Origin of the sequence: Streptococcus jiangnanensis (assembly GCF_040888325.1) — a bacterium.
Taxonomy (GTDB): domain Bacteria; phylum Bacillota; class Bacilli; order Lactobacillales; family Streptococcaceae; genus Streptococcus; species Streptococcus jiangnanensis.
In genome coordinates, this window is the sequence record NZ_JBFNFF010000002.1 from 281,774 (window position 1) to 293,263 (window position 11,490).

The 11,490-nt window shown below is 41.0% G+C and carries 12 protein-coding genes; 10 read left to right on the top strand and 2 right to left on the bottom strand.

Features of this window, described 5'->3' with window-relative positions; translation table 11 throughout:
• Positions 1–11 precede the first annotated feature (11 nt).
• The 4 genes from pstB to AB2B49_RS04010 all read left to right on the top strand — a co-directional run bounded on the left by pstB (position 12) and on the right by AB2B49_RS04010 (position 2,925).
• The gene (gene pstB / locus AB2B49_RS03995) at positions 12–770 is read left to right on the top strand and encodes a phosphate ABC transporter ATP-binding protein PstB (protein WP_049505531.1); all 759 of its coding nucleotides are present in this window, start codon (positions 12–14) and stop codon (positions 768–770) included.
• 11 nt (positions 771–781) lie between these two features.
• Positions 782–1,435 (top strand): phosphate signaling complex protein PhoU, encoded by a 654-nt coding sequence (gene phoU / locus AB2B49_RS04000; RefSeq protein ID WP_000946469.1) that lies wholly within the window; start codon positions 782–784, stop codon positions 1,433–1,435.
• An 88-nt stretch (positions 1,436–1,523) separates the two neighbouring features.
• Positions 1,524–1,991 carry an NUDIX hydrolase gene (locus tag AB2B49_RS04005; RefSeq protein WP_049505530.1) on the top strand — a complete coding sequence of 156 codons (468 nt, stop codon included), beginning with the start codon at positions 1,524–1,526 and terminating at the stop codon, positions 1,989–1,991.
• A 118-nt stretch (positions 1,992–2,109) separates the two neighbouring features.
• A complete protein-coding gene (locus tag AB2B49_RS04010; RefSeq protein WP_320691940.1) occupies positions 2,110–2,925 on the top strand; it encodes an ABC transporter substrate-binding protein in 816 nt (271 codons plus the stop codon).
• A gap of 19 nt (positions 2,926–2,944) precedes the next feature.
• Here the strand turns inward: AB2B49_RS04010 and AB2B49_RS04015 are convergent, their stop codons facing one another.
• Positions 2,945–4,216 carry an aminotransferase-like domain-containing protein gene (locus AB2B49_RS04015; protein ID WP_049505528.1) on the bottom strand — a complete coding sequence of 424 codons (1,272 nt, stop codon included), beginning with the start codon at positions 4,214–4,216 and terminating at the stop codon, positions 2,945–2,947.
• A 144-nt stretch (positions 4,217–4,360) separates the two neighbouring features.
• On the opposite strand from AB2B49_RS04015, the gene budA reads away from it, so the two are divergent.
• The 4 genes from budA (at position 4,361) to AB2B49_RS04035 (ending at position 8,013) form a co-directional block, all read left to right on the top strand.
• Positions 4,361–5,092, top strand: a complete 732-nt coding sequence (gene budA, locus AB2B49_RS04020) for an acetolactate decarboxylase (protein WP_000375405.1) — start codon at positions 4,361–4,363, stop codon at positions 5,090–5,092.
• Positions 5,093–5,101: 9 nt separating this feature from the next.
• Positions 5,102–5,854: a YhfC family intramembrane metalloprotease gene (locus AB2B49_RS04025; RefSeq protein ID WP_049505527.1), complete on the top strand. Its 753-nt coding sequence runs from the start codon at positions 5,102–5,104 to the stop codon at positions 5,852–5,854.
• Between the two features lie 370 nt (positions 5,855–6,224).
• Positions 6,225–7,037, top strand: coding sequence for a Cof-type HAD-IIB family hydrolase (locus AB2B49_RS04030; RefSeq protein WP_049505526.1), 813 nt, complete (start codon positions 6,225–6,227; stop codon positions 7,035–7,037).
• A gap of 43 nt (positions 7,038–7,080) precedes the next feature.
• Positions 7,081–8,013, top strand: coding sequence for a LacI family DNA-binding transcriptional regulator (locus AB2B49_RS04035; RefSeq protein WP_049505525.1), 933 nt, complete (start codon positions 7,081–7,083; stop codon positions 8,011–8,013).
• A gap of 24 nt (positions 8,014–8,037) precedes the next feature.
• On the opposite strand, the gene AB2B49_RS04040 is transcribed toward AB2B49_RS04035, so the two are convergent.
• A complete protein-coding gene (locus tag AB2B49_RS04040) occupies positions 8,038–9,246 on the bottom strand; it encodes an MFS transporter (RefSeq protein WP_320691941.1) in 1,209 nt (402 codons plus the stop codon).
• A 99-nt stretch (positions 9,247–9,345) separates the two neighbouring features.
• Between AB2B49_RS04040 and AB2B49_RS04045 the strand changes: the two genes are divergently transcribed.
• Entirely contained in the window at positions 9,346–10,167 is an 822-nt protein-coding gene (locus AB2B49_RS04045) for an AraC family transcriptional regulator (protein WP_049505523.1), read from the top strand.
• A 267-nt stretch (positions 10,168–10,434) separates the two neighbouring features.
• The gene (murB, locus tag AB2B49_RS04050) at positions 10,435–11,340 is read left to right on the top strand and encodes a UDP-N-acetylmuramate dehydrogenase (protein WP_000111590.1); all 906 of its coding nucleotides are present in this window, start codon (positions 10,435–10,437) and stop codon (positions 11,338–11,340) included.
• Positions 11,341–11,490: the final 150 nt, after the last annotated feature.

The following is an 11,490-nucleotide window of genomic DNA, read 5'->3' on the forward strand; positions in this document are numbered from 1 at the left end:
AAGGAAACGGTATGTCAGAAGCGATTTTACAGGTGTCAGACCTGTCCGTTTATTACAATAAAAAGAAGGCCTTGAATAGTGTTTCCCTTTCTTTCCAACCTAAGGAAATAACAGCCTTGATTGGTCCTTCTGGATCAGGAAAGTCTACCCTGCTCAAAGCTATCAACCGCATGGGCGATCTAAATCCTGAAGTGACAACAACGGGATCAGTAGTCTATAATGGTCACAATATCTACAGTCCTCGCACCGATACGGTTGAATTGCGTAAGGAAATCGGTATGGTCTTTCAACAGCCTAATCCTTTCCCTATGTCTATCTACGAAAATGTTGTCTATGGGCTGCGTATCAATGGGGTTAAGGATAAACATGTTTTGGATGAAGCAGTAGAAACGGCCTTGCAACGTGCTTCTATCTGGGATGAAGTAAAGGATCGTTTGCATGATTCAGCCATTGGTCTCTCTGGTGGACAACAACAACGTGTTTGTGTTGCCCGTGTCTTAGCAACCAGTCCGAAAATTATCCTCTTAGATGAACCAACTTCAGCTTTGGATCCTATTTCTGCAGGTAAGATTGAGGAAACCTTGTATGGTCTGAAGGATAAATACACCATGCTCTTGGTAACGCGTTCGATGCAACAAGCCTCACGTATCTCTGATAAAACAGGATTCTTCCTAGATGGGGATTTGATCGAGTTTAACGACACTAAGAAGATGTTCCTAGACCCACAAAACAAGGAAACAGAAGATTATATTACAGGAAAATTTGGATAAGGAGTTGAATGATGTTACGATCTCAATTTGAAGAAGATTTAGAGAAATTGCACAACCAGTTCTATGCTATGGGACAAGAAGTGCTCTCGCAGATCAATCGTACAGTGCGTGCCTTTGTTACGCATGACCGTGATTTGGCAAAAGAAGTCATCGAAGACGATGCAGAAGTAAATGAATATGAAGTGAAGTTGGAAAAGAAATCATTTGAAATGATCGCCCTCCAACAACCTGTTTCTCAAGACCTTCGTACCGTCTTGACCGTTCTCAAGGCAGTGTCAGACGTGGAACGCATGGGAGATCATGCAGTGTCTATCGCTGAGGCGACCATTCGTATGAAGGGGGAGCAACGTATCCCTTCTGTTGAAGAAGAAATCAAAAAGATGGGACGCGACGTGAAAAACTTCGTTGAAGCAGCTCTAGATCTCTATCTCAACGGTTCTGTGGATCAAGCCTACGAAGTAGCGGCGATGGATGAAAAAATCAACCATTACTTTGATAGCATCCGTGATTTGGCTACAGAAGAAATTAGGAAAAATCCTGAAGCTATCGTTACAGGCCGTGATTACTTCCAGGTCATTTCTTTCTTGGAACGTATCGGAGACTACGCAAAAAATATCTGTGAATGGGTTGTTTACTTTGAAACAGGTAAGATTGTTGAATTATAAAGTATTCAAATGATAAAATGATTGTGAAAGCTTACTTTTTAATAGTAAGCTTTCGTTGTATTGATGATTTTTTTATCAGAGGTGAGTAATGGACTACATACAGAATATAAGAAAAAAAGTTGGGAAAGATAAAATTATTTTAAATTTCACCTGTGGGATATTAAATCAATCAGGAAAAATTTTATTACAAAAACGAGCAGATAAAGGAACGTGGGGATTACCAGGTGGTGCTATTGAATTAGGTGAATCGGCTTTAGAAGCTTTAGTGCGAGAGTTTTATGAAGAAACGGGAATCGAAGTGAGAGCGGAAAAACTCTTAAATGTTTATACTAAATATTCAGATAGTTATCCGAATGGTGATGAGGCTCAAGTGCTTACAATTTTGTATTTAGTTTCATCTGAAAATTCTATTTCTACAAATTTTTTTTCAAGTGATGAAACTTTAGAATTAGGATTTTTTGACCATATAGACATACAAAATATTGCGATTGTAAACCAGCAACATCAAGATATGATAAATGATTTTTTTGAAAATAAGTTCCCAATAGATAGATAAACTAATCTCTGAATTTCTATTTTTTGTAACGATATTTTATGAAAATGCAAGAAAAACGTTGACAAGTATTTTCAAATGAGTTATAATTATTCAGAAATAACAGAAAGGTCGTTTATTTATGAAATTTAAGAAATGGATATTAGTTGTTTGTAGCATGCTTGCCAGCATGTTTTTGGTAGCTTGCCAGTCAGGAACAGATAGTTCCCAGTCTGCTGTGGACGCTATTAAACAAAAAGGGAAGCTAGTCGTTGCGACCAGTCCAGACTATGCACCGTTTGAATTCCAAGCCTTGGTAGATGGTAAAAACCAAGTGGTTGGGGCAGATATTGATATGGCTCAAGCGATTGCGGATGAGCTTGGGGTTAAACTTGAAATCTCTAGCATGAGTTTTGACAATGTCTTGACCAGTCTTCAAACTGGAAAGGCTGACTTGGCCATTGCAGGAATTAGTGCTACAGATGAGAGAAAGGAAGTCTTTGACTTTTCAATCCCTTACTATGAAAACAAAATGAGTTTCTTGGTTAGAAAAGCCGATTTAGACAAATACAAGGATCTTACAAGCCTCGCAAGTGCCAATATCGCAGCTCAAAAGGGAACTGTGCCAGAAACCATGGTCAAGGAACAATTGCCAAATGCCCAGTTGACATCCTTGGCCAATATGGGTGAAGCCGTCAATGAATTGCAGGCTGGAAAAGTGGATGCTGTTCATATGGATGAACCAGTTGCTCTTAGCTACGCAGGTAAAAACTCAGATCTTGTCGTTGCATCTGTTAACTTGACAATGAAAGATGGCGAAGCCAATGCCGTTGCTATTAAGAAGAATCAATCAGACTTGAAAGCAGTAGTCGATAAGGTTATCCAAAAACTGAAAGACGACGGAACCTATCAAAACTATCTTGAAAAGGCAGCGAAACTAACAGAAGTTGAGCAATAAGAAAAAGCAGAGTTGGACTTTAATCCAATTCTGCTTTTATGTATTCTAATAGCTCTTCTAGATTTTCAAGAGTGACTTTGGCGAACTGATAAGGACAGGCATCCAAATAAGCCTTCTCAAAAAAGTCTAATTTGAGTGAGCTGTGTTTCAAACTGGCAATCTTAGGATAGTGTCTCAAATCAAGCAAAAGACCATCGTGTAGAGGATAGTGGGGTAAGGGACAGGTGTTTTTTTCAAGTAGCTCCTTAATCTGAGCCTGATAGTTCTCTTGAAGGCTCAATCGAGCCAGTCGATTTTTTTCAAATAACTGGCTATCGATGTAAAGAGAAAGAGCCTTTTGCATGATGAGATTGCTGTCATAGTCCAAGATATTTTTGTAGGAAACAAAGGCCTCTTTTAGGGCATTTGGAAGAATGAGAGCGGTAATACGAAGGGCTGGAAAGAGACTGGTTGAGAAGGACTTGATATAAATGACCCGATCCTCAGTATCCAGATAGTGGAAGGTTTGTCCCTTTTTAGAGTCTAAGTCACCTAGATAATCATCCTCTACGATGTAAACACCATACTGGTTTGCTAGATCCAGAATAGCCCTTTTTTCCTGATCAGAATAGGAATGACCTAGGGGATAGTGGAAGCGAGGAATAGTGTAGAAAAACTTGATCTTCCTAGATTTGAACTGTTCTTCTAGTTCGTCAAGGTTGATGCCATCAATTCGGCGTTCAATGGTCTGGTATGCTAGCCCCTGAGCGACCAAGAGGCGATTCATCCGGTGGTAGGTCGGTTGTTCGACCAAAATCTCCGCTCCCTTGCTCGGAAAGTCAATCTGAGAAAGGATAAAGAGAGCTTGCTGGGTACCAGATGTTAGAACCAGTTGATCGGGTTTACAGTAGAGAGCTTGGTTGAAAAGAAGTTGATGGACAGATTGTCTTAGTTCCTCAAGGCCTTCTTGGTTGTCATAGTAGTTGAAGAGGTAGTTTTCTCGGCCTATCAGGGTTTCGTTGACGCAGAGTCGGAAGTCGTCATAGGCACTGGCATGTTCGTCAGTGACTTCGATTTCCAAGTCTTGGTGCTGTCCTTGTTCTAGAACATAGTAGCCACTTTGGGGTTTGGCATATAGGTATTGTTCATGGCGTAATTCCAGCAGGGCTCGTTGGATAGTGTCCTTGCTACAGTGGAAGTCTTGGCTCAATTGACGGATGGAGGGAAGCCGGCTACCTGTTGGAAATTTTCCTGATTCGATCCCCTTTTTTAGAAAGGAAACGACTACTTGGTATTTACTTTCTTTCTTCATTCCAGACCTCCGTTGATTTTGTTACATTGTACCTTTTTTTTGCCTCCTTTGCAATGGGAAAAGCATTCCCCCTTTCACAACTAGGAGCAAATGTGGTATACTTAGAAAGTATAATGATTCATTGAAAAGAAGATAAGAAAGAGAATGGATAGAAAAGTGCAGGAACCGGTTAAATTATTTCAATACAATACTTTAGGTGCCCTAATGGCAGGTCTCTATGGTGGAACCATGACAGTGGGAGAATTGCTGGAACATGGTGACCTTGGTTTGGGAACCCTTGATTCGATTGATGGGGAGTTGATTGTCCTTGATGGCAAGGCTTATCAAGCCAAGGGGTCTGGTCAAACGCCTGAAATCGTTGAAGTGGCAGCGGATGCTCTTATTCCCTATGCAGCAGTGGTCCCTCATCAGGCAGAAGTGATTTTTCGTCAGCGCTTTGAGATGACGGACAAGGAATTGGAAAAGCGAATTGAGTCCTACTATGATGGGGAAAATCTTTTTCGTTCCATCAAGATTCATGGCGAATTTTCACAAATGCACGTGCGGATGATTCCTAAATCCACACCTGATACCAAGTTTGCTGATGTCGCGACTCACCAACCTGAATATAGCCGTGAAAATGTATCGGGAACCATTGTTGGATTTTGGACACCGGAGATTTTCCATGGAGTGAGTGTTGCAGGCTACCATTTGCATTTTATCTCAGATGACTTGACCTTTGGTGGGCATGTGATGGACTTTGTTATCAAAGAAGGAATGATCGAGGTTGGGGCAGTCGACCAGTTGGACCAACGTTTTCCAGTCCAAGATCGCCAGTATTTATTTGCCAAATTTAACGTTGACGAGATGAAGAAAGATATTGATAAGTCAGAATAGGAGAAAAAGATGACAGTACATATTATCCTTACCATGATCGCTTTGGTTCTCATTCTAGTAAGTGGGACTTGGTATGCCAAAAAACGGTTTAAAATCTCTCTTGCAGTGATGGGCTTGGGGGCAATCGCATTTTTTGTTTCTTCTCAAGTGTTAGAGAAGATGGTTCACCTTCTGATACTCCATCCGCAAAAAGATGGAACCATTCCGCTTATGCAGGAGCAGCCTTTCTTATACGTCCTTTATGGGATCGCTATGGCAGCCCTTTTTGAAGAGACGGCTCGTCTTATCTTTTTTAAATGGTTGGAGAAAAAGAGAAAGCTAGAAGATCGAGATGCTTTGGCTTATGGCTTGGGACATGGAGGTTTGGAGTTGCTCTATCTTGGGATGGGAAGCTTGATCGGTTTGTTGATCCTCTTTTCATTCATCCAGTCTTCAAATACTGATGTAGCCAATCTCCTTCCAAAGACGACACTCGAAATGGTTCAGTCTCTTTCTGTATGGCAGGTTTATTTACTAGGAGTTGAGCGTGTATTGGCTCTAGTTCTCCAAATCGGTCTTTCCATCTGGGTTTACCAAAGTGTTAGCCAAAAGAAATGGCTCTATCTCTTTGTTGCCTATGGATTACATGCCTTGTTTGACTTAGCTCCAGCCTTATCTCAAGTGGGATGGATTGCAAATCCGCTTCTAGTTGAGTTTATTCTTCTCGTAGAGCTTCTAGTCTTTATCTGGCTGACCAAATCTACATTTTGGAAAAAATCATAAAAAGAGGGGTGACCTCTTTTTATTGTTCTCTCTTAACTCTGTTTTTGTCTATTTCTTACTATTTACCACCCGTTGTATTATCTGGAAGACAAGCCTATCTTTCTGTTTAACACCTATTTACCAAGGGACAGCCAGCTTTTCAAGAAATGAAAAACTTGTTTGATAAAATCTTCAATTAAGCCTAGGAGATGCTGTTATCAAGCAAGTCCACATCAACTTTATATATGCTCGAAAAAAATTTAAAAAATTTTTCATTTTCCTCTTGACATGGAACGCGTTCCAGAATGTACAATGGTATCAAAGGTTGGGAATGCGCATTTAAACCGACCTATCACACGCTAGCGGACAAAGAAGAAAAGAGGACAACATTATGACCATCAAACGTATTTTTTCAGATATGGACGGCACCCTTCTCAATTCTGAGGGCCGCGTTTCTAGCGAGAATAGCAAGGCTATCCGCGATGCTCAGATTCCGCTGACTCTGGTTTCTGCTCGAGCTCCAATGGAAATGAGAGAGGCTATCGAAGCACTTCAGCTGACTGGACCTCAAGTAGGTTTTAACGGTGGTTTGATTTATCAGATTGTGGATGGAAAGGTCAAGCCCCTTCATATAGATATTCTCCCTAGAAAGACAGCACAAACTATCTTACAGGCAGTGCGCCAGCATTTTCCACAAATTAGCGTCAGCTATTATGATATGACGAACTGGTATTGTGATAGAATAGATGAAGGGATTCGTCTAGAGTTCAACATCACGCGCCAGGCACCAACACTTACGAACGAGGCTGATTTTCTAGCAGCTAAGGACAATACCTTCAAGATAATGATGATTGCCCTAGATAATGACGAACTATTAGCACTGGAAAAATACTTGCAAGCCCTAGACTTGGGTGAGGTCAGCATTCTCCGATCTGGCCAATATCATCTAGAAATTACCAGCAAAACTGCTAAAAAATCAAAAGGTATTGCTTATATTCTCAAAAAAGAAGGTTTAGATAAGAGCCAGATCGCTGCCTTTGGTGATGGGCACAACGATATCCCAATGTTTGAGATGGTGGGCTATCCAATTGTAATGGGCAATGCCTTTCCTGACATCAAAGAGCTGGATTATAAGGTAACACGCAGCAATGATGAACATGGTGTCGGCTACGGCATCCGTAAATATCTCAAAAAAATCCACTAATCACGTGTTCGGAGGATGTCAATCCTCTTATAGAAAGCAAACAATGACAAATATTCGAAAAATTGCCAAACTGAGTGGCTACTCAGTTTCTAGCGTGTCACGCGTCATCAACAACCATCCTCATGTATCCGAGGAGGCTCGTCAGAAAATCCTGCAAGTCATGGAGGAACTGGACTACCGCCCCAACATTCTAGCTCAGGAGTTAAGTTCAGGTTCGACTCGTCGGGTCGGTGTAGTTATTCCCAACATGACCCTGCCCCCTTATTTTAGTCAGTTACTGAACGGGCTTTTGGACGCTGCTATGGATCATAACTATACCTTGCTCATTCTACCTTCTCGTTATGATATAGACTTGGAAAAATATTATCTGGAGCAGCTTCGAGGAAGGGCCTTTGACAGTCTTATTTTCACCTCTCGCAGTGTAGACTTAGAAACCATTGCTTCCTACGCTAAGTATGGCAATATTGTCTGCTGTGAAGAAGTGCAGGACCCCAATCTGAGTAGCGTTTATGTGAGCCGCACCCATGCTTGCAAGACAGCCTTTAATTGGATTAAAGACCAGGGAAAAAGTAGAATTGCTCTGCTATTTACCCGAAAAGACCTAAAAAGTTCCACCTACCGTCTTACTATGGAAGCCTACAAGGAAGTTTTTGGTGAAAAAAAGGAACCTCTGATTTTGGATGGCATTTCCACGGGAGAGGATGCTTATGAGCAAGGGGATAGCCTACTAGAGCAAGATTTAGACTGTATTTTCAGCAACGGAGATGATGTAGCAACTGGTGTGGTTCGCTATTATCAGGAGAAAAATCTTGCATTACCTTTGCTGATTGGCCAAGAAAAGCAACTGACAGGAGAGGTACTGGGGATTCCTACCATTGATAATAAATCCTACCAACTCGGTCAGGAAAGCTTCAAGCAAGCTCTCTCTGACGAAAAACGGACCATTATCCTTCAATCGGAGTTTATCATACGATGATAAAATAGGCTCAAGCGACAATAGTCACTTGAGACCTATTTTTCTTCTATACAGCATCCGTAAACAAACTATGATGCAGATGCTTAGGCAGACAATCAAGACCAGACGATACGGATCCAGCCCTGAGATGGAACTAGCTAGGTGCACCAAGTTACCAGAGAGATAAAAGACAAGTACACTAACAAGATAGGCAATCCCCTGATAAATATTCCAAATTGTAAAGGGGCTAGGACTTGCTGCCTGGTGTTTGACTAGAGAAATGTAGAGTCCCCATAGAGCTCCCACAGCCCCATTTAATAACCCCCAACCTATGCTCCAAAAGATTGTATAGGATGCAGCATCGTGGGGAAGAAAGAAGATCAAAAGAATCTCGCATCCCGTTACCAACAGTAAGATTGTGAAAAACAGAGAACGTCTTTTTTCAAAACAAGGACCTGCAAGAGCAAAGGCTAGGACGTTCCCCAGCAAACTCATACTCGAATATAGAGACACGAGGTTGGCGGATAGGTGCAATACCTGTACCATATAGAGGACATTCATCGTTAAGGTTACATATAAAATCAAACTATCCAAAAGTAGGATACGGACATGGTGCCAGAGCTGTTTTTTCAAAACCTGCCAGTCCATCTGCCTTGTTACTTGATGATTTTGAAACAAGCTATAGTCTGTTTGTAACTGTTTCAAAAGGATAAACTGCATGAACAGACTAGCAAGGGCAATCACCAGTAACCAACGATAATGAAGTGCAGTCAGTTCTTTTCCGATGAAAAAGGAAATAAGAAGGGTATAAAAGCTCGTGACTAGCTGAAACAAACCTAGGTAACTGAGAAATTTTGCGCGAACTTTCTCTTCTGTTAATAATAATATTAAGGGGTTCCAAGCCAGACCAAAGCCCAACTCCACGGCTATCTGATATAGAACCAGAAAAAGAGCATAGATAGAAAAAGTCACACTTTCGTAGGGAATCACTACTAATATCCCTAGCAAACACAGCTTAGACAGTATACTCCACCGCATCAGGTCAAGGAGATTTTTCCTCCGCATCAGATGAGACAAGGGAATGCGGACAAGGGCTATAATTGGTAGCATTGTGATAAGCCAGCTATTTTGCAAATCACTAAAACTTAAAATCTGACTCATAAAAAGAATCATGAAGTCACCTGTGATGGTGATGGAAACAATTTGATTACTGAGGTTGAGCCCTACTATACTAGATTGATACGACTTTTTCATTTGTTTTCCTTTCTTGGCCCATTATAAACCAATGCTTATCGCTTTTCTAGGAGTTCATGATGAAGAAATATGCACTTATGTTGCAAGGAGAAAGCATTTATGAAACTATGGCACTATTTTAAAGAAACATCTAAGGAATTTTACCTTGAAGAATGTGGGATTGATGATTATTCTAGCTTTCCGTTTTATGACTATACTGTTTTTCAGGATTTTGTCATCCACTGGATTTGTGAAGGCAAAGGCTACCTGCAAGTTGATGGGCAGACCTATTCTTTGGAGAAAAATGATGGTTTTATCCTAAGAAAAGGCCAAAAAGTACGCTATTGGGCAAATCCAGAAGATCCTTGGACCACCTACTGGCTGGGATTCTCTGGAGACAAATTAAGCGACTATCTCCAAAACACACAAGTTTTTTATGAGTCTGTTTGCCATTTCGATAGTTATTTTAAAAGCAGGGAAATCATTCAGGACATCTGTCACAAAACTGCAGAAAATAGGCAAAAAGAAAGCTGGTACCAGATGCAAATTTATACCTTCCTTTACTACTTGCAGGAAGAATTTCCAGCAGAAATACCGCTGAATGTCGCTCAACTCCCTGTTGAAAAAGCTGCACAGATTTTACTACAACACTACCAACAAGATATCTCTATTCAAAACTTGGCATCCCAGGTCGGACTCAGTCGTAGTACTTTGTTTCGTCAGTTTAAGAAACTTTACCATAAATCTCCTCAGCAATTTCTCCTTGAAACACGCCTGCTAAAGGCAAGAACACTCTTAACTGACACCAATCTATCTATAAAAGAAATTACCTTGGAAGTCGGCTATCAGGACCAACTAGTCTTTTCAAAAGCCTTTAAGAACTTTTTCTCTGTGAGTCCTAAATTTTACCGCCAAAGCTGGAAAAAGTCCCCGCTTGATTAGCATCCATCTCAGCATTTGCTTTAGAAGGGTCTTATTGATTGCTTCAAGTGTAGATAGATTCAATATAAAAAAATTTTGAAAACAGCATCCTGAAAGTTAGATATCATTCATCTAACTCTTGGGCTGTTTTTCTATAGTCCCCATTCACGTCAACATCTGTATCCATCATTTGAAAAACAAGAGTTGAATTATCAATAGTCATTTTGAGGTCGTCAAATGTCTCTAAAAATGGTATAATGGAATGAATTTTGAAAAAGGAAGAGTGACATGTCAGTAAAAGAAAAAATGCTTGAAATCCTAGAAGGAATCGATATTCGTTTTAAGGAACCTTTGAAGACCTATACCTATACCAAGGTTGGAGGTCGAGCAGATTATCTAGTTTTGCCACGCAATCGCTATGAGATGGCCCGTGTCGTCCAATTTGCCAATCAAGAGAATATTCCTTGGATGGTGCTAGGAAATGCCAGCAATATCATCGTGCGTGAAGGTGGAATCCGTGGTTTTGTCATCTTATGCGATAAGCTTAATAACGTTTCAGTTGATGGTTACACTATTGAAGCAGAAGCTGGAGCGAACTTGATCGAAACGACACGTATTGCTCTCCGTCATAGTTTGACTGGTTTTGAGTTTGCTTGTGGGATTCCTGGAAGCATCGGTGGAGCTGTCTTTATGAATGCGGGTGCCTATGGAGGAGAGATTGCTCATATCTTGCAGTCTTGTCAAATTTTGACCAAGGAAGGGGAAATCGAGACCTTATCTGCCAAGGATTTGGCTTTTGGTTACCGCCATTCAGCTATTCAGGATTCTGGAGCTGTTGTTTTGTCAGCTAAATTTGCCCTAGCTCCAGGGAATCATCAGGTTATCAAGCAAGAAATGGACCGCTTGACGCACCTACGTGAACTCAAACAACCTCTAGAATACCCATCATGTGGGTCAGTCTTTAAGCGTCCAGTTGGGCATTTTGCAGGACAGTTGATTTCAGAGGCTGGCTTGAAAGGCTATCGTATCGGTGGTGTGGAAGTATCTGAAAAGCACGCTGGTTTCATGATCAATGTTGCTGACGGAACGGCCAAAGACTATGAAGACTTGATCCAATCTGTTATCGAAAAAGTCAAGGAACACTCAGGTGTCACTCTTGAAAGAGAAGTCCGAATCTTGGGTGAGAAGGAATAAGGTTGGGGTAGAAAAGTTGCTACTATAACCATTGTAAAGGGGGTGAAAGCCTATCGTGAGTGAAGATGTATGTAGGCAGTTTAATCTCCTACACGAGGTGGTAGCGGCCTGACAGAGCCCTGATCTGTTAATTTATGAAAAAGAAGGAAT